Source organism: Candidatus Eremiobacteraceae bacterium, assembly GCA_036511855.1.
In the GTDB taxonomy this organism is placed as follows: domain Bacteria; phylum Vulcanimicrobiota; class Vulcanimicrobiia; order Eremiobacterales; family Eremiobacteraceae; genus JABCYQ01.
The window spans coordinates 16,573-42,152 of record DATCBN010000085.1; the positions used below are offsets into that span (position 1 = coordinate 16,573).

26 protein-coding genes are annotated in these 25,580 nt (G+C 62.0%); 11 read left to right on the forward strand and 15 right to left on the reverse strand.

Annotated features, from left to right (window positions below):
* Window positions 1–66 precede the first annotated feature (66 nt).
* Window positions 67–852: a class I SAM-dependent methyltransferase gene (locus VII69_10770; GenBank protein ID HEY5095590.1), complete on the forward strand. Its 786-nt coding sequence runs from the start codon at window positions 67–69 to the stop codon at window positions 850–852.
* Here the strand turns inward: VII69_10770 and VII69_10775 are convergent.
* Window positions 844–1,518, reverse strand: a complete 675-nt coding sequence (locus VII69_10775) for a hypothetical protein (GenBank protein ID HEY5095591.1) — start codon at window positions 1,516–1,518, stop codon at window positions 844–846. The genes VII69_10770 and VII69_10775 overlap by 9 nt on opposite strands.
* A 328-nt stretch (window positions 1,519–1,846) precedes the next feature.
* On the opposite strand from VII69_10775, the gene VII69_10780 reads away from it, so the two are divergent.
* On the forward strand, window positions 1,847–2,074 hold the full coding sequence (locus tag VII69_10780; protein HEY5095592.1) for a hypothetical protein: 228 nt from the start codon (window positions 1,847–1,849) through the stop codon (window positions 2,072–2,074).
* 561 nt (window positions 2,075–2,635) lie between these two features.
* The gene (locus VII69_10785; GenBank protein HEY5095593.1) at window positions 2,636–5,782 is read left to right on the forward strand and encodes a TonB-dependent receptor; all 3,147 of its coding nucleotides are present in this window, start codon (window positions 2,636–2,638) and stop codon (window positions 5,780–5,782) included.
* A gap of 123 nt (window positions 5,783–5,905) precedes the next feature.
* Here VII69_10785 and VII69_10790 read toward each other — a convergent pair whose 3' ends face one another.
* Window positions 5,906–7,906 carry a S9 family peptidase gene (locus tag VII69_10790; protein ID HEY5095594.1) on the reverse strand — a complete coding sequence of 667 codons (2,001 nt, stop codon included), beginning with the start codon at window positions 7,904–7,906 and terminating at the stop codon, window positions 5,906–5,908.
* A gap of 132 nt (window positions 7,907–8,038) precedes the next feature.
* Between VII69_10790 and VII69_10795 the strand changes: the two genes are divergently transcribed.
* The 3 genes from VII69_10795 (at window position 8,039) to VII69_10805 (ending at window position 9,194) form a co-directional block, all read left to right on the forward strand.
* A complete protein-coding gene (locus VII69_10795; protein HEY5095595.1) occupies window positions 8,039–8,284 on the forward strand; it encodes a hypothetical protein in 246 nt (81 codons plus the stop codon).
* Window positions 8,184–8,636 carry a PQQ-binding-like beta-propeller repeat protein gene (locus tag VII69_10800; protein HEY5095596.1) on the forward strand — a complete coding sequence of 151 codons (453 nt, stop codon included), beginning with the start codon at window positions 8,184–8,186 and terminating at the stop codon, window positions 8,634–8,636. Before VII69_10795 ends, VII69_10800 begins: the two co-directional genes overlap by 101 nt.
* A 174-nt stretch (window positions 8,637–8,810) precedes the next feature.
* Window positions 8,811–9,194 carry a zinc-ribbon domain containing protein gene (locus VII69_10805; protein HEY5095597.1) on the forward strand — a complete coding sequence of 128 codons (384 nt, stop codon included), beginning with the start codon at window positions 8,811–8,813 and terminating at the stop codon, window positions 9,192–9,194.
* A gap of 67 nt (window positions 9,195–9,261) precedes the next feature.
* On the opposite strand, the gene VII69_10810 is transcribed toward VII69_10805, so the two are convergent.
* Window positions 9,262–9,807: a DNA-3-methyladenine glycosylase I gene (locus VII69_10810; GenBank protein ID HEY5095598.1), complete on the reverse strand. Its 546-nt coding sequence runs from the start codon at window positions 9,805–9,807 to the stop codon at window positions 9,262–9,264.
* Entirely contained in the window at window positions 9,804–10,004 is a 201-nt protein-coding gene (locus VII69_10815) for a hypothetical protein (GenBank protein HEY5095599.1), read from the reverse strand. The genes VII69_10810 and VII69_10815 overlap by 4 nt, the downstream gene beginning before the upstream one ends.
* A gap of 564 nt (window positions 10,005–10,568) precedes the next feature.
* Here VII69_10815 and VII69_10820 point away from each other — a divergent pair.
* Together VII69_10820 and VII69_10825 are read left to right on the forward strand one after the other, a co-directional pair.
* Entirely contained in the window at window positions 10,569–10,745 is a 177-nt protein-coding gene (locus VII69_10820) for a hypothetical protein (protein ID HEY5095600.1), read from the forward strand.
* A 227-nt stretch (window positions 10,746–10,972) separates the two neighbouring features.
* Window positions 10,973–11,428 carry a hypothetical protein gene (locus VII69_10825; protein HEY5095601.1) on the forward strand — a complete coding sequence of 152 codons (456 nt, stop codon included), beginning with the start codon at window positions 10,973–10,975 and terminating at the stop codon, window positions 11,426–11,428.
* 58 nt (window positions 11,429–11,486) lie between these two features.
* Here the strand turns inward: VII69_10825 and VII69_10830 are convergent, their stop codons facing one another.
* The 3 genes from VII69_10830 to VII69_10840 are packed head-to-tail and all read right to left on the reverse strand — an operon-like array spanning window position 11,487 to window position 14,735.
* Complete coding sequence (locus VII69_10830) at window positions 11,487–12,266, reverse strand: enoyl-CoA hydratase (GenBank protein ID HEY5095602.1); 780 nt, start codon at window positions 12,264–12,266, stop codon at window positions 11,487–11,489.
* Window positions 12,267–12,321: 55 nt separating this feature from the next.
* The gene (locus tag VII69_10835; GenBank protein HEY5095603.1) at window positions 12,322–13,926 is read right to left on the reverse strand and encodes a hypothetical protein; all 1,605 of its coding nucleotides are present in this window, start codon (window positions 13,924–13,926) and stop codon (window positions 12,322–12,324) included.
* Window positions 13,927–13,949: 23 nt separating this feature from the next.
* Window positions 13,950–14,735: an ABC transporter ATP-binding protein gene (locus tag VII69_10840; protein HEY5095604.1), complete on the reverse strand. Its 786-nt coding sequence runs from the start codon at window positions 14,733–14,735 to the stop codon at window positions 13,950–13,952.
* A 374-nt stretch (window positions 14,736–15,109) separates the two neighbouring features.
* Between VII69_10840 and VII69_10845 the strand changes: the two genes are divergently transcribed.
* The gene (locus VII69_10845; GenBank protein HEY5095605.1) at window positions 15,110–15,409 is read left to right on the forward strand and encodes a hypothetical protein; all 300 of its coding nucleotides are present in this window, start codon (window positions 15,110–15,112) and stop codon (window positions 15,407–15,409) included.
* Window positions 15,410–15,441: 32 nt separating this feature from the next.
* Here the strand turns inward: VII69_10845 and VII69_10850 are convergent, their stop codons facing one another.
* On the reverse strand, window positions 15,442–15,588 hold the full coding sequence (locus tag VII69_10850; protein HEY5095606.1) for a hypothetical protein: 147 nt from the start codon (window positions 15,586–15,588) through the stop codon (window positions 15,442–15,444).
* Here VII69_10850 and VII69_10855 point away from each other — a divergent pair.
* Complete coding sequence (locus VII69_10855; GenBank protein ID HEY5095607.1) at window positions 15,575–16,138, forward strand: NUDIX hydrolase; 564 nt, start codon at window positions 15,575–15,577, stop codon at window positions 16,136–16,138. The two genes, VII69_10850 and VII69_10855, sit on opposite strands and share 14 nt — an antisense overlap.
* 71 nt (window positions 16,139–16,209) lie before the next feature.
* Here VII69_10855 and VII69_10860 read toward each other — a convergent pair whose 3' ends face one another.
* Both VII69_10860 and VII69_10865 read right to left on the reverse strand, forming a co-directional pair.
* A complete protein-coding gene (locus VII69_10860; protein ID HEY5095608.1) occupies window positions 16,210–16,581 on the reverse strand; it encodes a VOC family protein in 372 nt (123 codons plus the stop codon).
* Window positions 16,582–16,623: 42 nt separating this feature from the next.
* Complete coding sequence (locus VII69_10865; GenBank protein HEY5095609.1) at window positions 16,624–16,776, reverse strand: hypothetical protein; 153 nt, start codon at window positions 16,774–16,776, stop codon at window positions 16,624–16,626.
* 100 nt (window positions 16,777–16,876) lie between these two features.
* Here VII69_10865 and VII69_10870 point away from each other — a divergent pair, with 100 nt between their 5' ends.
* Window positions 16,877–17,818, forward strand: coding sequence for a YafY family protein (locus VII69_10870; protein ID HEY5095610.1), 942 nt, complete (start codon window positions 16,877–16,879; stop codon window positions 17,816–17,818).
* 112 nt (window positions 17,819–17,930) lie between these two features.
* On the opposite strand, the gene ltaE is transcribed toward VII69_10870, so the two are convergent.
* From ltaE to VII69_10895, 5 genes are read right to left on the reverse strand one after another with little or no spacing between them, the layout of a single operon-like run.
* Window positions 17,931–18,962: a low-specificity L-threonine aldolase gene (gene ltaE, locus VII69_10875; GenBank protein ID HEY5095611.1), complete on the reverse strand. Its 1,032-nt coding sequence runs from the start codon at window positions 18,960–18,962 to the stop codon at window positions 17,931–17,933.
* Window positions 18,963–18,966: 4 nt separating this feature from the next.
* On the reverse strand, window positions 18,967–20,493 hold the full coding sequence (locus VII69_10880) for an amidohydrolase (protein ID HEY5095612.1): 1,527 nt from the start codon (window positions 20,491–20,493) through the stop codon (window positions 18,967–18,969).
* A 4-nt stretch (window positions 20,494–20,497) separates the two neighbouring features.
* The gene (locus VII69_10885) at window positions 20,498–22,147 is read right to left on the reverse strand and encodes a peptide ABC transporter substrate-binding protein (GenBank protein HEY5095613.1); all 1,650 of its coding nucleotides are present in this window, start codon (window positions 22,145–22,147) and stop codon (window positions 20,498–20,500) included.
* Window positions 22,144–23,775 (reverse strand): peptide ABC transporter substrate-binding protein, encoded by a 1,632-nt coding sequence (locus VII69_10890; protein ID HEY5095614.1) that lies wholly within the window; start codon window positions 23,773–23,775, stop codon window positions 22,144–22,146. The genes VII69_10885 and VII69_10890 overlap by 4 nt, the downstream gene beginning before the upstream one ends.
* The gene (locus tag VII69_10895) at window positions 23,775–25,430 is read right to left on the reverse strand and encodes a peptide ABC transporter substrate-binding protein (protein ID HEY5095615.1); all 1,656 of its coding nucleotides are present in this window, start codon (window positions 25,428–25,430) and stop codon (window positions 23,775–23,777) included. The genes VII69_10890 and VII69_10895 overlap by 1 nt, the downstream gene beginning before the upstream one ends.
* Window positions 25,431–25,580 lie beyond the last annotated feature (150 nt).

The window sequence follows — 25,580 nt, forward strand, 5'->3', positions numbered from 1 at the left end:
GCTGCTCACCCTAGTACGGCTAGCCCTACTACGATTGTCCCTATTGCAAATCGGTGTTGTGTTAACATGGACCTGACCGAACATGCGGCGAAAAACCGGCGACACTGGGATGCGACCGCCGACGATTATCAAACCAAGCACGCCGCGCAGTTGGATTGGCGAAAACCACCGTGTTGGGGCGTGTGGGAGCGGCCGGAATCCGAGCTGCAGATCCTCGGCGACGTCGGAGGATTGGACGTGCTCGAATTCGGCTGCGGCGCGGCGCAGTGGTCGATCGCATTGCATTTGCTCGGCGCGCGCATGGTCGCGCTCGACAACTCCGCGCGTCAACTACAGCACGCCCGGCGCTTGATGGACGAAGCGGGCGTCGAATTTCCGCTCGTTCACGCGAGCGCTGAAGCAGTGCCGTTGGCGGATGATTCCTTCGATCTCATCTTTTGCGATCATGGCGCTATGTCGTTCTGCGATCCCTATCGCTCGGTGGCCGAAGCGGCGCGAATGCTACGCGCCGGCGGTCGTTTCATCTTCAACATGGCGACGCCGCTCGTCGAACTCACATACAGCGATCTCGAATCGAAGTCGACGGAGACATTCCAGCGCGACTACTTCGGGCTGCATCGCGTTGAGGACGCGGACACCGTCAGTTTCAATCTTCCCTATGGGGAGTGGATCCGCGTGTTCAGCGAGCACGGACTCGACGTCGAAGCGCTCATCGAATTGCGGCCACCCGAGGGCGCGCCCAGTACGTACGGAGACTATGTCCGGCTCGAATGGGCTCGGCGGTGGCCCGCCGAGAATATCTGGAAGACGCGCAAGCGCCTGCCGGCGCAGGGCGCGCCGAGGTCAGGGTAGATTCCGATAGTACGCGCAGGTGCTCTTGAGCGGACATGGGTCGCAAAGCGGTGCGGTCCGCCGGCATAGCTCGCGGCCGTGGCGCGCGAGCAAGACGTGTGCATCGATCAAGAAGTCGAAGTCGCGTTCGTGGAATTCGCCCAAGGCTCGCTGGACCGACTTGTAGGTCGCGGCATAGCTCTTCGATTCGGTCCCGAAGCCTAACCGCGTCAGCACGCGTAGGCCGTTCGATTCCAACGCCATCACCGGCTCGGTTCGGCTCAAGAGCAGTATTTTGTCGACGCCGGGATCGCCGATCGCAGGAAATTTCTTCAACAAGCGGCGCCGGCGAGCGGGTGGCTCTGCCAAAACACCGGCTGTGCCGCCGCCGAATTCTTCGATGATGATTCGTGCCGCCTCGCGCATTCGCGCCGCTCGGAGATCGGCGTAGACGCCACCCTCGGCCGCAGCCGAACGAAGCATTGCCTGCTTCGCACGGGCGATCGCCTGCGGCGTGACGCCGATGCGGCGCCGCAGTTCTTCGAATGCCGCGGCGCGCCGCTCTTCAGGTACGAGATACGCCGCATTCTCGTAGAGGACGATCGCGAATGGATCGATGGCGATCGGCGGACGGGGCGGCCCGTACGCCGATCGAAGCCGAGCGATGACGCGTTTCAGCGCGGTCATAGAGCGCTCACGGGGTTGACTTCCGCACAATGCGCATGATACGATTGCTCACGTTGAAATCGCTCCCGCAAAGGAGACCATGAACCAATGTTGCTGACGACAAAGCGGTACGACCGCCCCGGGATGAACGGCCTTGCCGTGATTCCGTCTGTCGTCGTGTGCCTCGCCGGCCCGGGCCATGCGTGCGCACCCAGCGGAGGATATCGTTTCATTCGTCGATGACGCGCAGCAATCCGCGTTCATCGCGACCGATTCGAGGCCTCCGCATCGCGGAGGCCTTTTCAATTCCTCGTGCAGTCGTCATCCATCAGGAAAGGAGGTAACGCACATGCACGGCTTCGTCAACCTCGACGTCGCACGCCAACGCCAGGCCGGATTCCGCGCCGAAGCGGTGGCCGGACGGCTCGCTATGCTCGCACGCGCGCTGCGCGTACCTGCGCGCCGGCGCATGGCAAAGCTGATCGTCGCGATCGGCTATGTCATGATCAGCGCGGGTCACCGGCTCGACTCCGAATGCGTTTCGCGCGATCGCCCCCGTCTGCGTGCAGTCTCGTGACGCACGCAGCGGCACCGGCGGACCTTCGTCCGCCGAATATTTCGGGCATTCGGAATTGGGCCCACCCGCCGCCACCGAACATGTCGCAAGCGACAATCGCAAGGGACTAGGACGCGCGACGCCTCGTCCCTTTTCATTTCGGCGACTATGTTTTCGATGGCGCCGATCGTTTCTCGATGCGGAGCAAGGTTTTTCGGAAGACCGGCTCGGGAACAAATCTCGCTGCGGCGACAGAACCATTTCAATACAACTTCGGCCCGGGCCCATCTGAACAAGAAAAGAACGGGCCGCCGCGCGTATACACGCTCTTCGTGAGTTGGAAATACTGACGGGTCATCCGAAGAACCGGACAGATCGGCCGCACATCGTTCGGCGGAGCCTACGATAAACATAGGCTCCGCATCATTTTGTAAGGCCGCCGATGCCGGCCGCACTCACGAAGTACGGTTGTCCTCTCGACGAAGCAAGGCTTTTCCGTGAACCAAAAGAACCAGCTTGCGATTGCTACGATGCCGTTGTCGGCATCGGTTTTGGCGATTATTCTCGCGAAGGGAAATCAAAATGTCACGACTCATTCGTTCTTTCACCGTTACTGCAATCGCGGCGATGGTCCTTATGGCAGGCATCGCAGCGCAGCAGGCAACGGCTGGGACGACGGGCGGCATTCAAGGCTACGTCACCGATGGTTTAGGGAAAGCCATCGCCGGCGTCCAGGTGTCAGCTGCTGCGCCATCGTTCGCCACGCGCACCATCACGGGTGCGAACGGCTTCTACGCGATGAACGGTCTTCCACTCGACACGTACACGCTGACGTTCACGAAATCAGGGTACTTGTCGCAGTCTATCCCTGGCATCACCACCGTACAGGATCAGACATCGCGGATCAACGCGCGCCTCGACACGGAGGCAAAGACGCTCGGCAAGGTCACCGTCCGAGGCACGACGTCTCTCATCCAGCCCACGCAAACCGCAAACACGTATGTCGTCAACCAGACGACTTTGTCCAATCTCAACGGCACGCCGCAGGATCCCAACGGCTTTCAAGCGTTCAATTCGCTTCCGGGCGTGACCACCGACAATGCCGGCTATCCGGTGATCCGCGCCGGCCAGGAAAACGATGTCGGATACCAGTTGGATGGCGTCGACAACACCGATCCGGTGACGGGTCAATTCCTCAACGCCGTCACGTTGAACGGGGCGCGCAGCGTTCAGCTCTCCACCGGCGGATACGATGTCTCAGCCGGAAACACAAACTCGGGAGTCATAAACGAAGTGATCGACCACGGAGCCTATCCCGGTTCGGGCGAAGCGACTGCACGCGCGTTTTTCAGCACGTACGGACATGAACTGTCGCTCGACTACGGCAACGCGACGCCAGACAACAAGTTCTCCTACTACTTCTCTTACGACGGCCAGCGTGACGGCCAGGAATACGGCGACAAGCGGAGTCTGCTTCCGCTCTACGTCGCCTTCGGCGATTTCACGACGACGAACGACGAAGTGCTGAATCTCTTCTATCGCCTTGGTCGCGACAATCGAGACGAGATCCAGTTGCTGAGCAATCTCAGCAGCCAGACGTTTGGATTCGGCTTTGAGGTCAACGGCAAGATCGCGCCCTATGCCGGAAACAACCAAAACGTTCAGATCAACTCCGAACCGATCCTCGACAATTTCGGCGACACGCTGCCCGTGCCGCAAAGCGACTACTTCACGCTGTATCCCGGACAAGTCACGCCCCATCAGAATATCGGCGTGGCAGACGACCAGACTTTCAGCTCCGTCATCGACAAACTCAATTTCAAGCGCCAATTGTCCCCGTCAAGTTATGCTGAGTTCACATTGCACAAGACAATCGAGAATCTGATCTTTCGCTATCCGTACGACGTCGGTTCGTTCTCGGATTTCTACGAGGACCTCCAAACCCAGGGCACCGGCCTCGGGTTCGACTATGCTAACCAGATCTCCGATAAGCATTCGATCGGATTCGGCGGCGACATGACGTATTACGGCAGCAAGTACTCGGCCGGCTTCCCAAGCTCCGAGTCGTTTTACGAGCCGCTCTCCGATATCGGCTGTCCGCAACTGCTCGACAACGGCGGCACGGGTGTGGGCGGCTGCTACATCGCACCGTTCAACCGAGCTATGAACCAGGCGAACGGCGGCCCATTCCTCGACGGCACGCTGCCCACCGATGCGGCACACGCTCCGCTCAGCACGTACGTCGACGATCTATCGGTGTCCAACGACCCCATCCACCGGTATGACCTCTTCGTGAAAGACCGGTACCAGCCCAACCAACGGCTCACGCTGACCGCTGGCCTGCGATTTGACAAACAGGTCTACGGTCTGCCGGCGAATGCGGCTCAAGCCAACACGTCGTACTTCTACAACGATGCCGGCAATCTCGTCACGGTGCCCGGTAAGCCGTTCAGCTCGGACATCACGGCGCCGTCGCAGATCAGCCCGCGATTCGCGGCAGCCTATCAGTTGGGCCGCAGCGATGTCCTGCGCTTCTCAGTCGGCCAGAACATCGAGTTCGCGACGCTATCGGCAGTCGAGGACAAGTATCGTGTGCCGACCTCGCTGCAGAACTGCAACATCGCAAACGGCTGCTTCATCCCGTTGCCCGGCGGACCCGGAACGGTGCCTGCCGGTCAGGAGACCAACCACATCACCAATCTGTACCAACAGATGAATCTCGATCTGACGACAAACGAGTTCGCCCAGTACACTCCCGTGCGCCCGCAGCACGCCATCAACTACGATGCGTCGTGGGAGCACGAATTCGGCGGAGGCACCGAGCTCCGCATCACCCCTTACTATCGCAAGGGCACAGACTACATCGTCGGCAACTCGCCGTTGCTCACCACGCTCGCGAGCGGGCAACCGGTGTTCGGCGCAGCGCGCGAAGAAAATGCCGGCGTCAATGAAAACACTGGCGTCGAGTTCGCTCTACAGTCGCAGCATCGCCTGGGGCTGTCCACCTCGCTCGCCGTCACGTACGACAACACGTTTGCGAACTACGACAGCGACTTCTTCCCGTTCGTCAACAACGCTGCGTTGGCCGCGAACCACTTCTTCCATGTCTCGTATGTGGCGCCCATCACCGCAACGGCGAACCTCGTCTACGATTCACCGCACGGTTTCCATATCTCCGCGACGGTGCCGTACGAGTCGGGTTACCGCTACGGAGTCGGTAAGAAGGTGTACATCTTCACCACAAACGCGAAAGGCCAGTCCGTTCCGCAGTTGGTCCTCAACACCGATTTGGCGAACGGCTACACGAACGCATACTACTACACCGATCCCAACGATCCGGGCACGGAACAACAACCCAACATCATCGGTTCGCGCGGGACTCCCGAAGGCGATGACCCGGGCACACTTCACGGCGTCGCGAACACCTATCTCAACTTGTCGATCTCGCAAGATATCGGCCCCAAAGATCGCGGATACCAAATCGGTCTGCGCGTGGAGAACCTGCTCGGCAACTACAATCCGTCGTCGCCCTCTAACAACATCTGGTACGAGAACTGCGGATTCGGGAAGCCATGCGGGCCGAACAACAGCCTTGGTAATCCCGTGTCCGGCACGAATCTGAACGCCGGTCTGGAACCCTTCCAATACAACTACGGCCGGGCACCGTACGAAAACGAACAGACCGGCTTACCGCGCGAATTCACCGTGTTCTTGAGCATGAAGTACTAGAACGCCAATCGATCCATAGTAGGGTGAATGTACTAGGGCAAGCATCGCTTGCCCATTTTTTTTCCGATGGGCAAGCGATGCTTGCCCTAGTACGGTTGCCCTCTACGAGAGGTCGAATCGCATTTAGACGTAGTCCTTCAGCCACGCAACCCAACGCCGGTCGATGTCCGCGTTGCGGACCGGATCGGCCGGCAGATGACCGCTCACCGGATACGCCACAAATGTCACCGGTATCTTGTTGTCCACGAGCGCGTGATAGAACTCGTACGATTCCGGTATCGGCACGCGAGGATCGCCCGTATCGCACATGATGAGCGTCGGCGTGGTCACATCCTTCGCATACGTGATCGGTGAAACGTCGCGATACAGTTGCGGATCGCTCTGCGGCGTTGCGTGCAATTGCAGTTCATCTGCTTTGTGGTCGTCCGCGATCGAGTAGTCCACCATCCAGTCGTTCACCGCGGCGCCGGAGACGGCGGCCTTCCAAATATGATAGTGGGTGATCATCCACGAGGTCATGTACCCGCCGTACGACCAGCCGGAGACGCCAATGCGCGACGGGTCGACGATGCCCAGCTTTTCGACAGCCGCAATGCCGGCCATGATGTCGCGACCGGGCCCCGCTCCTGCGTCGGGTGCGATGGCAACTTCGTACGCATTTCCTAGGTTGTCGCTGCCGCGATAGTTAGGCTGGAGCACGACGAAGCCGGCGGCCGCCAGCAATTGAGTCGTCTCGTTGAACGCTAAACTCGAAGCCCAAATCGGGCCGCCGTGGATGTAGATCGCCAGAGGATACGCGCGGCCGGCGATATATCCCGAAGGGTATGTGAGCACGCCGTCTTCGGCAAATCCGTCCGGGCCTTGCCAATCGATACTCACGGTTTTTCCGAGGTCGAGCGCCGCGGTAGGATCGTTAAGATTCGTGAGTTTGACGGGAGCCGCCGAAGGCGACGTCATGAAATACAATTCCGTCGGATCGCTTCCGGTGCTGCCGGTGAAGGCGATCGCGCCGGCGCGGCCGACGGTCACCGGCTCCCAGTCATTATCGTTGATCCAACTCACGGATCCAATACCCAATCGTCTCGCCGCGCCGCCATCGGCTGGCTGGAGCCACAACGCGCTCGCGGTGCCGATATTGGCGCCGAGCAAGACGTTCGCGCCGTCCGGCATCCATTTCGCGATGAGGACGTTGCGGTCGAGCCCAGCGGTCAACGAGCGGGCCGGCCCGCCGGCCGTCGGCGCGACGAATATCTCGTTGCCTTGATTGTAGTCGCCGCCGCGCGGATAGGCGAATAGCGTCTGCGCTCCATCGGGTGAGACCACCGGCATCATCTGATAGACGCCGTCCGTGAGCTTCTGCACGCTTCCGGTGGAAGCGTCTGCCACCATGATCTCTTGCAGATACTCGTCATCTTCTACCGCGCTCGGCAATCGCGCGAACACGATGTGTGTGCCGTCGGCGGTCCAGTGCACGACCGATTCGGTCGCGTAGGTCGTGCTGGTGCTCGGCAAACCGCGCGCGCCAGACGTGAGCCGCTTGTGCCATGAACCGTTCGACGCCGCAAGCCAGATCTGGTTGGGCGTTGGGGCCGAGGTCTGCAAGAAGTCGTTGTTGCCGACAGTGAACGCGTCGTCGTTGGAATCCGATCGGTCGCTGTCCGGGTCGTCGGCGGTCACGTAGGCCAACCTCTTGCCGTCGGGGCTCCAATCGAATTGCTGCACGTCGTTTGGCGAGTCCGTGATCTGCTTTGGATCGCCGCCGGTCATCGGAAGCACAAATATCTGCGCCGACGAGTCGTTGCCGCCGGTCTGCGCGATGAATGCTATCCGGCTTCCGTCGGGCGACCAGCGCGGAAAGCCGATGCCGTCGCGCGCGTGCGTGAGCGCCCGCCGGGAATGCGTCGCGACGTCGATGAGTTCGAGCGTGGTATCGTATGTGTCGCTTGAGAAATTCGGCCGGATGACCACCACGGCCACGGCCGACCCGTTCGGAGAGATCTGGGGCTCCTGAATGTCGACGAGGCGCTTGAGATCGTCGAGCATGAACGGCCGCGCTTGAGCTGGGAGCGGAACCAAAGCCGCAAGCGAGCTTACTATGACGACAAGTCCTATGCGTGCATCCACAATATCAAACCCTCCGGCTCATCATACATTCAAGGCGTTCGTGGCCGGCGCGTTGCGAACCCGTCGCGGAAATAGCGCTCTAGAACGGCATGGCAGGACCGAGCCCGGGTGCACGGCTCGGGAGACCAAAGCATGATTTCGAAGTGTGCGAAATTTTTGTTCTGTGTGGCGCTTGCCGCGCTGTTCCTCTCCATTCCCGTCATTCATGTGGCGGATGCCGGCACGGCGCCAATCGGAATGGATGTGGAAAGTCCGCCGGATGCGCAATGCTGTTCGAATGCGCAATGGAGCATGTTCAAAAACCGGTCCGAGAGATCGGGGAGGACCGACCACATCGGTCCGCAGACGTCGCACGTGGCGCCCGCTGATCGACTCTGACATTCAAGCCGGAGCGGTCATCGCCGCGGACGGAACAATTTATGCAAGGTCCGCCTATGGCGTCATGTATGCCTTTAATCCCGACGGCACGATAAAATGGATGCGCAAGCTCAGCAGGTTCGAGATCGCCTCGACGCCGGCGATCGGCGGCGACGGCACCATCTATTTCGCCGGCGATAGCTGCGGCGCGATCCATGCGCTCAATCCCGATGGAACCCAGAAGTGGACGTACGTCACGAACGCGTACACGCGCTGCGCTCCGGCCATCGGCCTCGGTCAGCGGCTCTACAGCGGTTATCTGGCCGACCCGAACTTCTCGAACAATGGCGGCCTCTTGGCGTTCGGACCCTGACAGAGACCGCTGCGCGGTACGATACTTGCCCTCAAGCTAGTAATAGTGATATCATGCTTGTGGTTTTGGTCTGTGGTAGGGCGAGCACATCCCCAGACGTCGAAATTGGAAACCTCGGTTCTCCCATAGCGATTGTCATCACCCCAACCGAAACGAATTACTGACGAGTGCGTCGTGAGCCTCTCACGAAGCGCAATGGGAGTTTCAACCAAGGTGTTTACCGATCAACTTATCACATGCGTGGATTGCGGCCAGCAGTTCACTTTCACAGCCGGCGAGCAAGAGTTCTACGCCCAAAAGGGCTTCCAGAACAAGCCGAGCCGTTGCCCGGATTGCCGTGCAGCGCGTAAGGCGAGTCGCGGCGGATCCGGCGGCGGTGGCGGTGGCAGCCGCTTCGGCGGCGGTGGCGGCGGCGGCGGCGGCGGCGGCGCGCAACGCGAGATGTTCCGCACCACGTGCTCGAGCTGCGGCGGCCCGGCCGAAGTGCCGTTCCAGCCGCGAGGCGACAAGCCGGTCTACTGCCGCGACTGCTTCCAACAGCAGCGCAGCGCCTACTAAAAACCCGGCACAAACTGTGGGGCCGGCCTTTATGGCCGGCCTCATTTTCGCATTTACCGTCGGTCGGTCACGCCGACTGAACTAGGCCCTTCTTCCACTTCCAACAGCTTCGCTGATGGTCATTGACCATGCCCACGGCCTGCATGAACGCGTACATGATCGTGGGGCCGACAAAGATGAAACCGCGCTTTTTAAGGTCGAGGCTTAGCGCATCGGCGGTTTTCGCGCCGGCGAACGTGCGCAAGTACTTGGCGAACGAACCGAACTCGCGCTGAACTTCTAAGAAATGTTTGGCATTTCGGACGGTCCCGGCGACTTTCAGCCGGTTGCGCACGATGCCGGGATCGGCGAGCAGGCGTTCGACGCGCGCGGGCGTGAAGCGCGCGACCCGAGCCGGGTCGAACCGCGCGAACACTTCGCGATACCGATCGCGTTTGGCGAGAATGGTCGACCACGAGAGACCTGCCTGCGCTCCCTCGAGGATGAGCATCTCGAAAAGCTTGTGGTCGTCGCGAACGGGATCCCCCCATTCGCCATCGTGATAACGGATCTCGAGCGCTCCCTTGGCCCAATGGCAGCGCTTGCGGTCCACAGTTTTCACTGACTTCGTCATGGCGTGAATACCCGATAAAAAGGCGCGCCCGAATCGATCGCGCGCAGCGCGCGCCCGGAGACGATTGTATCGAAGGAGAGCCGTTCGGGCGACCAGGTGTCGGTCCCCACGCGGAATGCGCCGCCTGCCAGTGGCGTGAGTTCGGTTTCGCCGCCATCCGGCGTTTCGGACCACAATTTGTCCGCTCTGACGAACACGCGGAAATTATTTCCCCAGTTGGTCTCGACCGACCGATAGTGACCGGCGTAGGCATCCCACGACGGCGGATGCGCCGTCGATTTCGGTCCGCCAAACGCCGGCGCGAAGTATCGTTTCGGCCCGTTGTCGACTTCGGTATACAGTCCGGCATGGTCGCGCGAACCGCAAATAGTAGAGGGCGAACCGCGGATCGGCGACCCAAAAAGCGTCGGTATCGGAGGGGAACATGGGCAATTGGCACGCCGGGGACTGCAAATAAAGCCGGTCGCCGTGCCGGCGTCTTCACGTGGAGGAGATCCCCCGGTTGCTGCGCGGGCGCCGGCGCCGGGAGCGGCTTGCCGCCCACGAGAGCGCGCTCGATGGAGAGCGCGTACTCCACCACCGAGCATGGCCGCGGCGCGGTGTATCCGAAATTCGTGAGTGCCACTGCGCCGAATCCGCCATCGAGGTCGGCCTCCATGCACGCCGTATACGGCTGAGTCCCGCCGGTATGACCGACGACGCTATGTCCGTCGACCGTATGAACGGCCAAGCCGTAGGCATATTTCGTGTAGAGACTGCCGGTGCCGCCCGCGTCAACCGAACCGACGGTCGCCGATGGCGAAGTCAGCAGAGCGAAGCTGGAAGCCGATAAGACTTGGCCGTGCGGTCCGGCGCCCCGGTTGAGCAAGAAGCGCAGGTACTTCGCCATGTCGGGTGCGGTGGAAAGCGCTGCGCCGTCGGGCCAGTCGGCTTCGTAGAACGGGGCCTCGACTACGGGCAAGTCCGGTGACGGCGGGCGGTCGTCGTATTCATTGAGGTACCCGACGGCCATCCGCTCGCGCGCCTCGTAGGTGGTGGCGGGCTCGCTGTCCGACATGTCCAGCGCCTTGAAGAGATCGTCGCGGATGATATCGGGATACGGCCGGCCGTCGATGTGTTCGAGCATGTACCCAAGCGTATAGTAGCCGTTGTTGGAATACGACCAATGAGTCCCGGGGGCGAAACCGGTCTCGACATTTTGCAGCGCGTACACGAGATATTCGCCCGTCAGGTCGTCGCGCGTGCCGTCGGGCAATCCGCTCGTGTGGTTGAGCAAGTCGCGGCCGGTGAGCGGCCGGTATTGCGTGTGGACGCGAAAGTACGGCAGGTAGTCGGTGACGGGTTTTTCGGGATCGAACGCACCGCGATCCCTCGCTTGCAGCAACGCCACGGCGGTCATGGACTTCGTGATCGAACCCACGCCGAAGAGCGTCGTCGCGGTGACGGGCCTCCCGGTCTTGAGATCGGCCGTACCGAGATAGAGCGTGATGAGCGTCCCGTCGCGGTTGGTGACCGCAAGAGCCATTCCTGGAATATGGTTATCGTGCATGAATGCCTCAGCCGAGGCCTTGATGTCGCCCGTCGCATCTTCGGCGCCGGCGGCGACCGGTGCCATCAATAGTAAGCCGCACGCAAGTATGCGCAACAGACGTCGCACGTTATCCAATTCCTCGCACTATCTACCAGTTCGGCGAACGTTTTTCCAGAAATGCGCCGATGCCTTCGCGGGCGGCTTCGGCGTCGGCGTTGCGCGACATGACTTCCTTTGTATATTCGTACGCTTCGTGTTGCGGCAGATCGCGTTGGCGGTAGAACGCCTGCTTCCCGAGTCCGGTCACGTACGGGCTGAAGCGCACGACCCGGGCCGCGAGATCGGCGGTTGCGGCGTCTAGTGCGTCGAGCGGCGCCACCACGTTGACCAGGCCCGCCGCAAGCGCCTGCTGAGCGCTGATCGGATCGCCCGTGAGCAGCATCTGCATGGCGAGTTTGGCGGGCACGGCCCGGCTCAATGCGACCATCGGCGTGGAACAGAATAGGCCGATCTTGATCCCGGGAGTCGCAAACGTGGCGGACTCCGCGGCGACCACCAGATCGCAGGATGCCACGAGCTGACAACCGGCAGCGGTCGCGATGCCGTGCACCTGCGCGATCACCGGCTGGGGAATGGCTTGAATCGTCTCCATCAATACCGTGCACGCGTCGAACAATTCGCGATAGAACGCAAGGTCGCGACCTGGGAACTCGGCGAGATCGTGACCGCTTGAGAATACGCTGCCGCGAGCGTTGAGCACGACAGCGCGCACACCTGGCGCGTGCTCGAGCGTGCGCAGCGCCGCCGTTAGTTCGCGCATGAGTCCGAGCGATAACGCATTGCGCTTGGAGGGGCGATTGAGCGTGAGGGTCGCGACGGGCGCGGAGTCGTCGATGATGACGTTCATCGCCGATACTGATTCTTGCATGTGGGAAACATTCGCGAGCGAAACCGGTCGTTACCCCCGGCCGGCGCGCAGCGTGCTACACTTCGAGCGCCGAAAGATTGCGGCTGGCGCGGCCCAGCGTCTCCCAAACGGCGATGCTGGTGAGCACGAGGCTCGCGGCCAGGCCGACGAGAGCGCCGGTCGTGCCGTGCAAAGTCAGTCTGGTCAGCCACAACGCGGCGCCGCAGACGACAAGCATTCCGAGACCGTTGAGAAATGGTATGACCATGCGCGGTCCGCGATTGATGGAGTTCGGGTTTTCCCATGTGAACGATGGGTGGCTCGTGTCAAACGCGACGCCCAGGCTGATCGAGCACGCGGCCATGATCACGCCAAAGCCTACGACTGCAAAGCTCTGCGGCAGATTGAAACCATATCCGGCCGACAACAAGCCGCCGCCTATCGCGGCGATCGTCGCGGTTTGGCCGAACGGAACGAGCACCTTTGCGACGAGCACCTCGTGCGCCCGCAGCGGCGACGACTTCAAGACCCAGATCGCCGCGTGTTCGAGAGAGAGCGACGTCATGCCGGGCGTGACGGCGCCGAGAACGGCCACAAAGCCGATCTGCACCATCGCGAGCTGCACGGTGAGCGGGAAGATCGGCGTTTGCACGGCGTGCCCGATGAGCAGATAGACGACGAACATCAGCGCTCCGATGTGATTGAACCAGAGCTGCGGCGTGCGCAGGAACGTCGTGAGATCTTTCGTCACCAGCGCCACGATGCGCGAATGCCGCGGCCCGACGCCGGCCAGCGGTTCGGCTACGCGCCGTATGCCCCCGGCGAACGAATCGCTCCAGCCGCGTGCGAATGACCGCGATACCAGCCACAGGGCCGGCGGGCAAATGGCGAACGTCTCGAATAGGAGCATGGCGGTCCAGCCCAGGCCGGCTGCAGAGCCTCCGGTGCCCACGCCGCCGAATGCGGAAAGCCCCCAACCGAGCCACGTGCTCGGCAACCACGATGGCGGCGGCGGTAAGCTCATCGTGGCGACATCGCCCGTGATGTGAGACACGCGGTAGAACATCGCGATCCAAAAGACCGTCGGCACGACGGCGCCGACGAGCCACAGACCTTCTTTTGCCAAGCGCGCGGGTATGACGCGCAGCGCGAGAATCGTGACCACGACGAGCGCGGCATACAGAATCGCCGGGAATACCGTGATGCCGACGATCATCGCCGGATACGCGATCCACGGCGCGCCCAATGCGGCGAGGTAGCCGAGAACGAACGGTAAGACGAACGCGAGGATGTAGAGTTCGTTTTGCACGACGCCGAGCACGAACTTCGCCGAGACCAGCGCTGGAATACGAACCGGCAACGCCAAGAGCAGCGGCATGTCCGTAGACGCGTAGAGGTCGCCGAGCGCTTGCCCGAATGCGATGACGATGTCGGTGAGAAGATAGACGAGGAATGCCCACGCGGGGACGGTTGCCAGCAGTCCGCTTGCGCCCGCCGCATCGAGCGCGCGCGTACCGACGTACGTGCCCATGAAGATGAGGCTGAACAGCACGCCGCCAGCTATCATCGCGGCCGCGTGCACGGTGGAGTTCGACCACTCGCGTCGCGCGGCGAATATCCGGATCTGCAGGAGTCTGACGACGAGCAGCCATGTCTGCGAGGCCGCGGATCGGCGGCGCATCGTGCCTGCCGGCGTGAATAGTATCAACGCGAACCCGCGACGATGCTCCGCAGACGATCGCCGGATGCGGCTTCGCCGGGCTCGCCGCCGGTGATGTTGAGAAAGACATCCTCAAGAGTGGCATCGCCGCGCAGAGCGCGCAGTTCGTCGACGGTTCCGATGGCTGCGATGCGGCCGTGATCGACGATCGCCACGCGGTCGCATAGTCCTTGCGCGATCTCCATGATGTGCGTGGACATCATCACCGCGCCGCCGGCGCGCGTGACCGCGCGCAAGATGTCCTTGAGCAAACGCGCGCTTTTCGGATCCAACCCCACGGTCGGTTCGTCGAGGAAATAGATGCGCGGTTCGTGCAAGAGCGCGGCGCACAGCGCGACTTTCTGCTTCATGCCGTGCGAGAACCCTTCGAGCAGCTCTCCGGCGGCCGACGTGAGCTCGAAGAGGTCGAGCAGCTCGCCGATGCGCGCGCGCTTTCGTTTCGGGTCCATGCCGTAGACATCGCCGATGAAGTTGAGGAACTCCACGGGCGTCAGCTTGCCGTAAAGATTCGGCTCGTCGGGAACGTAGCCGAACATGCGCTTCGCGGCTTCCGGCCGTTTCACGATGTCAAAGCCGCCGAGAACCGCCCGGCCGGCAGTCGGACGCAATAGTCCAGTCAGAATTCTTATCGTCGTGGTCTTGCCGGCGCCGTTTGGTCCGAGAAATCCGAAAATCTCGCCGGGCTCTACGCGAAATGTTATCTCGTTGACCGCGACCGTGGCGCCAAAGCGTTTGGTCAGCGACTCGACTTCTAGGAGCGAACCACTCATTACAAGGGTATCGGTTGGATGCACCAGCGGCGTGGCCTTCGACGTTCGTCACTAGCCGCGGGACACCAAATTCCGGAGACGTCTTGTAACGCAGCTAGCCCTGCACCCGTCGTATGCTTGTCGGCTTTGGAGTGAGCGCATCCGGCGCGGCTGAGCTTTTGACGTACGCCCGATCTTGGTGTGAAAGACGGACGCAGCAGTCGCCGGCTCTCAAGCCAGGGGAACCCTCGTTTGGCCACCGTGAGCGCGGTCACTTTGAATGCGCGACGGGACTTTAGGACACCCAAAGCGAGGACTCCGGACGAGGTAATTCACTTCTGTCTATGGGTAAGTAATAGGAGCGCAAGAGTGATTCGGGAAGAAAGTCGTCAGTTGTGAAGGATCGCGTTTTTCATTCCGGCGGTGACGGTTCGCCAGACAGCGGGCCGGTCAGTTGGTTTGCACTTCGCACCGACGACACGCATGCTTTAGCGGACCACTTGCGTCACTTGCAGGCCGATGACGTCAAACGACACTTCGCCAATGGCGATTTCGAACGTTGGCTCACCGAACTCTATCACCGCCCGGATCTTGCCGAAGCGGTGCGCAGACTTCGAACCACTTGGAACGGCGAACAGAATCCCCGCGCTGAATTGATCGCCGTGCTGGAATCCACCAACTTCAAGGCATCGTAATTTTCCCGCCGATTCCGCGGCGCTTCCAACGATTAGAGCAACTGCCGCAGGGCGAACGGCAGCCGCTCTTTTTTGATTACGTAATCCATGTGCAAAACGATGCTCGGCTCTAAGTCGTCCCGGGAAATGCCGCCGGCCGCGGCCAAGGGTTGACGACGGTAGACGATGGCAAAACGCAAATGGGAAATCATCTCGTCGGAGCTCGTGATCGAGTCCCCGTGGTACAATCTGCGCCGCGACGCGTGCAGGCTTCCTCACGGCTCGGTGATCGAACCATACTACGTCCGCGTCCACGACGGATTCAGCGTCATATTCGCGCTCACAGCCGAGCGGCATGTCGTCATGACGCGCCAATACAAGCATGGCATCGGCGACGTCGTGCTGGAACTGCCGGCGGGAGCGCTCGAGCCGGGCGAAGATCCCGCTGCTTGTGCGGCCCGCGAACTTGAGGAGGAGACGGGTTACGTGGCGCCGTCCTTCGAGTTGATCGCAGAGTTCGCGGCCGATCCGACAAGCTCAACGGGGCGTTTGTTTTTGTTTCTAGCCCGTGACGCGACGCCCGCCGGCACGGCGGCGCCCGACGTGACCGAGGACATCGAAACCGTGCTCTTGCCCGTGGCCGACGTGATCGCGCGCGTCCGCTCGGGCGAGATCTACGTGCAGAGCCACGTCGCGGCCATTTACACCGCGCTCGACCGCTTGGGCCTTATCGGTGTGGACGCCCGCTAGCCGCCGGGTTCACGTGGCCGCCGACATCGGTCGACGGCCGTACCAGAGCGGCTGACCCCAGAACATTTCCATTACGACTTCACCTGATGCAAGATGAAATGGTTGCCTTCGGTATCTTCTCCGAACGCCATGAAGCACGGCCCGTTTTCTTCGATGTGTTCGGCGATCTGCGCACCTCGAGATCGAAAGTGATCGGCAGCCGCGCGCGCATCGTCGACGTGGAACATGACTCCATGTCCTGGATGCCAAGAACCGTCGTCCATACGCCAGAGACCAAATGTCGTGCCGTCCGCCAGCTCGAACTCGGCGCCTTGCTCGGCTTCGTAGAGGACGGGCAAACCCATGACATCGCGCCAAAAAGCGATTGCGCGTTGCGGCTCTTTGACAAGATAGGTCGTGACGTCGATGCCCTTTATGGCGATCGCCTGTTTCGTTGCGCTCATGTATTCGCTCGCTTTCGTGCTTGGAAAAAGTGAGAAGGGCGACTAGTCGCCGGTGGTGTCGGCTTCAGACCCGCTCGCCGGCGGAGAGGCCGCAGGCTCGGACATGATCGCTTCATATCCGGAGCGGATCAAGTAGACTTCCAGTGATTGGAACAACTCGCGCCCCGCCGGCGCTTTTTGTGTGCTCGTGCCCATAGGCGGGCTCTCTTTCGTTTCGAAATCTCGTTGAGGGGTACCACAATCCTACCCCGGCATACTTGACAAAGGCTGTCAAGTATTGTGGTAATATGAGGATATGAAAAGCGACCGGCTCTTGGCGATGCTTCTACTCTTGCAGGCGCGGGGGCGGCTCGCCGCCCGCGCGGTCGCCAGGGAGCTGGAAGTCTCGGAGCGCACGGTTTACCGCGACGTGGATTCGCTAAGCGCGGCCGGCGTGCCGGTGTTCTCCGAGCGGGGGTCGCGCGGCGGCATCGTCCTCGCCGCGGGCTATCGGGCCGCATTGACCAACCTGGGCGACCAGGAAGTGCGCGCGCTGTTCATTTCGGCGTCCAATCCCATCGCCGACCTCGGCCTTGGCGGCAGCTTGGCCCGATCGCTCGAGATACTGGCCGGCGCCCTGCCCGAGACCAAGCGCCGCTCGGCGGAGCGCGCGCGCGGCCGCATCTATATCGATGCAAAGCGATGGGTGCAGGCGGAGCAGCCGCGCGAACATCTCGCGTCGCTGCAGCGGGCGATTTGGCAAGACCTGCGCGTCGAGCTTCACTATCGCGACCGTGCCGGAAAAGTCACCCGCAGGATGATCGAGCCGCTCGGCCTCGTCGCCAAGGCCGGCATTTGGTACCTCGTGGCACAATCCGGCGCCGAGATGCGCGTCTTCCGCGCAGAGCGGATCATCGACGTGCGCGTCACGGACGAGCGATTCGCGTGGCCGGCGGACTTCAACCTCGAGCAATTCTGGCGCGACTGGAGCGCCGCGCTTGCGGACCGCACGCCGAAATATCCGGTCAAGCTTCTTCTTCACGTCAATTCCGCGCGAGTTCGCGAAGCATTGGAGTGGTTCGAGGCTCGCTTCGATGCCGACGGCAGCGTTGCGCACGTCAGCTATCCGGGGCCCGAAATCGCGCTCGGCGATGTGCTCGCACACGGCGGCCGGGTGGAGGTGCTCGAACCTGCCGAGCTTCGAGCGAAAGTGATGGCGTGTGCCCGCGAAGTGACCGAGCGCTACGCATCGCCGTAGGGGCGAGCATCGCTCGCCCATCTGATTTTGTAGGAGGGTGAGCAACCCGTACTAGGGTGAGCAACGCTCACCCAATTGGGCAAGCGATGCTTGCCCTAGTACAATGGCCCTCCTACAAAGAGACGCTTGCGAGGCGATCTGCGGCTTCGAGGACGTCGGCGCGAGAGACGTCGAGGTGCGTGACTGCGCGGAAGCGGCCGCCGCCCACGTCGTTGACGGCAACGCCCGCAGCTCGCCAAGCCGCGTGCAATCCGGGCAGCGATGCGCCGCGCGGAGCGAACAAGACGATGTTGGTCTGCACGCTCGCCGGGTCGCAATCGAACTTGCCGCTGCTTGCAAGCGACTCCGCGAACGATCGCGCGTTGGCGTGATCCTCGTGCAGCCGCTTGGGTCCGTCTTCGAGCGCGACGAGCGCCGCGGCGGCCAGCACGCCCACTTGGCGCATGCCGCCGCCGACCATCTTGCGATAGCGCCGGCACTGCGCGATGAAGTCACGCGATCCTGCAACCGCCGAACCGATCGGCGCTCCCAAACCTTTTGAAAAACAGATATTCACCGAATCGGCATCCGCGCACAGAGCAGCCGCGCTGACGTTCAATGCGACGGCGGCGTTGAAAAGGCGGGCACCGTCGAGGTGCACTTTGATATCTCGCGCATGCGCCACGTCGGCAACGGCCTTGAACTGCGCGGCGCTCGGCGCGCGACCGCCGCCGCGGTTGTGCGTGTTCTCGTAACAAACGAGCCTTGTCGGCGGTGAATGGACATCGCGCCCTCGGATAGCGCGTTCGACTTCGCCGGGGTCCAATATGCCGTCGTGGTTGGGGACTTCCCGCACGTGCACGCCGCCGAGGGCCGACACACCGCCCAGTTCGTAATAAAAAATGTGGGCCTCATCGCCGACGATGATCTCATCGCCGCGCCCGCAATGCGAGAGTACGCTCACGAGATTGGCTTGCGTGCCGCTTGTGACGAAGAGGGCGGCTTCGGTGCCGAGCGTCCGAGCGCACTCGGATTCAAGGCGATGCACGGTCGGGTCTTCGTCGTAGACATCGTCACCGACATCGGCGGCAGCCATCGCCGATCGCATCTTCTGCGAGGGCTTGGTCAAGGTGTCGGATCGAAGATCGATGACGCGTTCTGGCATGGCGTCAGGTGGCGCCGGCATCGTAGCGGACGTCGCCCGCAACCACGGTCATGGTCACCTTGAGGTCCTTGATCTCAGTCGGCGCGACGGCGTCTATCGGCCGGTCTAGGATCGCGAAGTCGGCTGCCATGCCGGGGGCGATCGTGCCACGCTCGCGTTCTTCATAGGCCAGCATGGCGGCGTCGGACGTGTACGCTCGCAACGCATCGTCGATGGAAAAGCGTTCGGCGGCAACGTGATGGTTGACCAGGCTGTGGATCCCTAGGAGGGAGGATAGCTTCGTCACCGGGCTGTCGGAGCCGCCGCACACGACGCATCCGGCGCGCCGCGCGCTGGCGAACAGATTCATCTCGAGGGCGCGCCCGGAGCCGAGGCGCTTTGCGTACATCCCGTCGTCTCCGCCCCACAGATAGTCGAAAGCAGGCTGCATGGAAAGGAGCAGACCGCATCGCGCCGCGCGCGCGATCTGGTCCGGACGCGCGATTTCGAAGTGATCGATCGACGGCCGCAATCCCGGCAATGGGCCGCGCTTGGCGATCACCGCTTCCCACGAAGCGATCGCCTCTTCGATCGCGCGATCCCCGATGGCGTGAACGCCGAGCGACAAGCCGGCTTCTGCGGCTTCATCGAAGAGTTCTGTCAGATGATCCCGGTTGACGTACAGCTTGCCGTGCCCGCGGAGCGGATCGTCGCAGTAATCGTCGCCGACCGCAGCCGTGCGCGATCCGATCGATCCGTCCAAGAAGATGTCGCCGCCGAAAACCCTCCCGCCGAGCTTTCGAGCCTTCGTGACGCTGTGCGTGCACGACTTAGAGATCACGCGCAGCGGCAGACCGGCATTGGCGAGATAGATCGACTGTAAGGCGTCGAGCGGCGCGTCGCCTTCGATGACGTTGTGCACGGTCGTGATGCCGGCCCGAAGCGCGATGCGCGCCGCGCGTTCGTCCGCACGGCGCAGCGAGTCGACCGGGAGCGCTGCAAAAAGCGCGTTCTGCGCATAGTAATTCGCGGCCTCGAACAGCCGGCCGGTGAGTTCGCCGTCGTCGTCTTTCTCGGCTCCGATTTTCTCGCTCACGCCGAACATCGCGGCCGCGGCGCTGTTGACCACGCACGAGTGCGCATCGATGCGAGAAAGCAGGCACGGCCGGTCTCCGGTGACCGCGTCCAACTCTTTGCGCAGCGGCGGCCTTCCTTCGGCCAATCGATGATCCTCGTATGATCCGGCGAAGATCAGCGGTTCGCGCAGGCGCGCCACTTGGGCCAGGATCGAGGGCACGTCGCGGCACGCGCCGATGTCGTGCTCGCCCGAGGCGAGACCCGTACCCGTGAGGTGCATGTGGCAATCGTGAAAGCCCGGATAGAGCGCGCCGCCGCGGCAATCGACGACGGCAACTTCGCTTCCGAGTCCCGTCGGCGCGGCATCGAGCACGCGCTCGATCTTGCCGTCGCGCACGAGTACGCCGGCGCCGCGCGGCACGAGGCCGCCCGGCGTGCCCAAACGCGCGTTCGTGAACGCGACGCTTCCGGTCACGCCGTCAGATGCTCCACTCCCACGTATTCCAAAACGCCGTCGCGGCGTGCGCCGGTTTGTAGCCCTCGAAGTCGACGTTTGCCACGTCCTGCTCGTCGGCGAATCCGACGATGATGCTCGGCAACTCTTGCGCGATGATCTTCTGCACCTGTGAGTACGCGCGCTTGCGCACCGACTGATCGAACGACGTCAGCGCGATTTTCTCGGCGGCGTCTAAACGTTTGTCGCAGAAGCGATCGTTGTTCTGCCCGTTCGGCGGGATTTGATCGCACATGTACTGCGTGGAGTCGTCGGGGTCTGCGCCGTTGATCCACGCTCCGAGCGCGATGTCGAACTTGCCGGATTGCAGCGTACCGCCTTCGCCTGCGCTTGCGAAAAAGATCGGCGAAGCGACGCTTTTCGAGGTTATGTCGACGCCGATCGCCTTCCATTGCGACTGCACGATCGCGGCGATCGTCGTTGAGACCACCGAACCGGACGGATAGGTGATGGCGAGCGCCAACCGCCGTCCGTCCTTTGTCCGTATGCCGTCCGCACCCATCAGCCAGCCGCTCTGATCGAGCACCGCGTTGGCCTTGGCCGGATCGAAACCGAAGTGAGCGACGTCGGGCTCGTAAGCCCACGAGAAGACCGGTTGATCGGAGTCGGCCGGCGTGTAGATGCCGTGCAGCGCTTCGTCGCAGAGGCGCTTCTTGTCGAGCGCATAGGCAAGGGCCTGACGCACGCGGACGTCGGCGAGAATCGGATTCGCATTGTTCAGGTAGATCTGGGAGTACTGCGTGAACGGCGTGAGATAGCGACGCGTGCCGGGGATGTTCGCAAGGCTCGGCGCCTGCGACGACGGCGCCCGGTACTGGAGATCGATTTCTCCGGTCTTCAGTTGCGTGAGCAGCGTGTTCTGATCGGGGACGATGGATATATCGACTTCTTTGAGCTTAGGCGCACCGCGCCAATACGACGGATTCGCCAGCAGTTTGATGAGCCGCCCTTTTTCGTAGGAGACGACGCGGAACGGGCCGGTGCCGACCGGCGTGCGATTGAAATCGACCCGATTAAGGTCCTGATAGCGGCTCAAGAGATGCTTCGGCAGGATGGGGATGGGCGTGGCGCTCATCGTGAAGAAGCTTGCGATGAACGGGGCGTATGGCTTCTTGAGATGGACGACGATCGTGTGGTCATCGCGCTTGTCGATCGCGGCGATATCGTCGTACCCTTGCCGGGTGCCGACGAAGTTGCGTGGATTCATGACTTGCTGCCACGTGAAGATCACATCGTCGGCCGTGAACGGAGCGCCATCTTGCCAGTTGACGCCGCGCCGCAGGTGGTAGACGATGGAAAGACCATTGCGCGCGATGTCGCCGTTGGCCAACGTCGGAACCCGCTCAGCGAGTTCGGGTTCGTACTCGTTCTTGTCGTTCCAATTGTAAAGATAGCCCGCCCAGAACATCGAGACGTCGACGTCGATCGCCGAAGTGCCGACGAGCGGGTTGAGCGTGTCGGGTTCGTTGAACAGACCCCAGCGCAGCACACCGGCAATGGTGTGAGGATTGCCGGCGGCGACGGGCGTGCCTGACTGCGTGGAGACCTTTGTGCATCCCGGCGTGACGATGGCCAATGCGAGCAGCAACGCGCGACCGGCTTGCTCTATCTTCAAATGCTCCACTCCCACGAATTCCAGAATTCCGTCACCGCCGGTGCGGGCCTGTACCCATGCAGCGTATCGCGAACGGCATCCAGCCGTTTGGTCCAGTAGAGGAAGTCCAGCGGCGCGTCCTGCGCCAGCAGCGCGTCGATGCGCGAGTACGCGGCCGCTCGCACGGACCGATCGAAGTTCGTCATGCCGATGTGCAATTGCGCGTCGATGCGCGGGTCGCAATAAAAGGTCGTGTTGTATCCCGCCGGTGGAATCTGATCGCACGCGAACAACGTGTCGTCGTCGGGGTCGACGCCGCCTATCCATCCGTCGTGCGCGACGTCGAAATTGCCGTTCTTCAGGATCCCGCCCGCTTGTTTCGCAGCTTCCAAAAGGCTGGTCGGGTACGACTTCAGTTCGATCGCGATGCCGATCTGCTTCATCATGTTTTGGAAAACCGGCGCTAACCGCACCGAGTCGCCCCTGCCCGACGAGTACGCGAATACCAGCGCAAGCGCTTTGCCGTCTTTGTGGCGGACGCCGTCCGGGCCAAGGAGCCAGCCTGCCGCGCTCAACAGCGCAGCGGCGCCTTTGGGATCGTACTTCGCGGTGTGCACGTTCGGATCGAAAGCCCACGTTCCAGGCAACTGGTCACCTTCAGCGGGAATCGCTGCGCCACGCATGACCGTGCGGACCACGTAGTCGCGGTCGACGCCCATGGATATCGCGCGCCGCACTCGGACATCGTCGAGCGGAGCGTGCTGGGTGTTGAACTCCAGGTACCAATATTCGGCGAATGTGGTGTTCAGGACGTGCACGCCCGGAATGGTGGACAGATCTTGCCTCAGCGAGCTTGGCGGATCATAAAAGAGATCGGCTTCACCGGTCTTCATCATCACGGCGCGCGTATTGGCGTCGGGCACGATCAGGTAGTCGATCTCGCGCAGGCGCGGAGGACCGCGCCAATAGTTCGGATTGGCGGTCAACACGACGCCGCTGGACGGATCGAATGATTTGACGATGAAAGGTCCTGTGCCGACGGGCATGATGTTGTACGCCGCGTGATTGATGTCGTGCAGATTCGCAAGCAGATGTGCCGGCAGAATGGACATCGGCGTCGGGCCGGGACCGAAATACTCGGCGATCGCCGGCGCATATGGATGGACCAGGTGCACGACGACGGTGTGTGGGTCTGGGGCGACCATGCTCGCGATGTCGTCCCAGCCGGATCTGCTGATGATGTTATTGTCCCCGCTCATGATCGCGTGCCACGTGAAGATGACGTCGCGCGCTTCGAATGGGGCGCCGTCGTGCCATTTGACCCCGGTGCGGAGATGATACGTGATCGTCCGGCCGTCGCGACTGATGCCGCCGTTGGCCGGAGTCGGGATTTCGGTCGCGAGTTCAGGCTCCAGGTCGCCGCGATCGTTCACGAGGTAAAGCCATGCGCCCCACAACATGCCGAGGTCGACGGCGGACTGTATGCTGCTGAGCTCGGGGACGAGCGAGTCCATCGACCCCGCGCCGACGATCCGCAAGACGCCCGTGCCCGCGGCGGGGGGCGCGGTCGTGCTGGAGATCTTCGTGCACGCCGACGACGAAAGCAAAAGAACTATGGCGACGCACGAGGCGGCGGCCCGCAGGGTCATCAGATGCTCCACTCCCACGTGTTCCAAAACGTCGTGACCGCGTGCGCCGGTTTATAGCCTCTGAGGTCGACGTTGGCGATGTCTTGACGAGCGACGTACCAGATGAAGATGGTCGGTACTTGCTCGGCGAGGATCGACTGGATCGTGTCGTAGGCCGGTTTGCGCTTGGCCGGATCGTACTCGTTCAGCGCGATGTGCTCGGCAGCGTCCAACTTCGGGTCGCAGAAGAAGTACTGATTCTGCCCGCCCATGGACGGGAACTGGTCGCACATGAAGTTGACCGAATCGTCCGGGTCCACGCCGTTGATCCACGAATAGAATCCCGTGTCGTACTTACCGGTCTGCAATAGGCCTCCCGCGCCGTAGCTCGCGAACATCAGCGCCGAATCGGCGTTCTTCACGTCGCCCTTCACGCCGACCGCCTGCCATTGTTCCTGCACGACCGCTTCCAAGTTGCGCGTCTCGGCGGCGCCCGTCGTGCCCGTCATTCCTAGCTCGAGCGTCTGGCCGTTTTTGTGACGGAAGCCATCGCCGCCCATCGTCCACCCGGCCGCGTCGAGAAGTGCGGCCGCCTTGGCCGGGTCGTAGTCGTAGGTCATCACGTTCGCGTTGTGCGCCCAAAGAAACGGCGGCTGGTCGGTGTCGGCCGGGATGTACAGACCGTGTGAGATTTTCGCGATCAGATCGTGCTTGTTGATCGCATAGGCGAGGGCGCGGCGGACGCGCAGGTCGGCGAGAATCGGGTTGTGCAGATTCAGCGCGATCTGGCGGTACTGGGTGAAGGGAGTGTGATAGACGTGCGTGCCGGGAATCTCTGCGAGGCTCTCGGCTTGTGAAGAGGGCGCGTTGTATTCGAAATCGAGTTCGCCGGTCTTCAATTGGGTGAGGATGGTGGTCTCATCGGGGATGATCTCGTAGTCGATCTCGCGGATCTTGGGCGCGCCGCGCCAGTAATCTTGATTCGCGACCATCTTGATGAGGCGGCCCTTATCGTACTCCACGACCTTGAAAGGGCCTGTGCCGACCGGGATGCGGTTGAAGTCGACCTTGTTGATGTCCGGGTACTTCGATAGGATGTGTTTGGGCAGGATGGGATACGCGGTGCTCGACATCGTGAAAAATGTCGCGACGAACGGCGCCCACCGCTTCTTCAAATGGACGACGATCGTGAAATCGTCCTTCTTGTCGATAGACGCGATATTTGAATAGCCGACCCTGCTGCCCACGAAGTTGGCGTTGTTCATCACTTGCTGATACGTGTAGATGACATCGTCGGCGGAAAACGGTGCGCCGTCCTGCCACTTCACATGCGGTCTTAGGTGATAGGTGATCGCAAGTCCGTCGGCGCTGATGCCGCCGTTCGTCGTGGTGGGCTCGTCGGTGGCAAGCTCCGGCACGAATTTGTTCTCGTCGCTCCAGTTGAGAAGATAGCCGCCCCAGAACATCGAGAGGTCGATCTCTATCTGCTGATTGCCCACCACCGGGTCCATGGTGTCCGGCTCGGCGACACCGCCCCAGCGCAGGAGCCCGGAGACGGTGTGGGGATTTCCTCCGCCTCCGGTTGGCGCTGCGGTCTCGGTGCTGACTTTCGTGCAGGCCGCCAACCCGATCGCGGCCACGGCGGCTAAAGCGATGAACAAGTGTGAACGGCGCATAGCGGCGGCTTCTCCAACTAGAGCGGGCAGCGAAGCGGATGACCACCGTACTTAGGTGCCGTCACGCGTTCCATCCTGCACGGCGCGCGCGTCGTGCGCGGGCGCGAGCCGATAGAGAGGCGACATTTCGAGGTGCGCGAATGCGTCCGC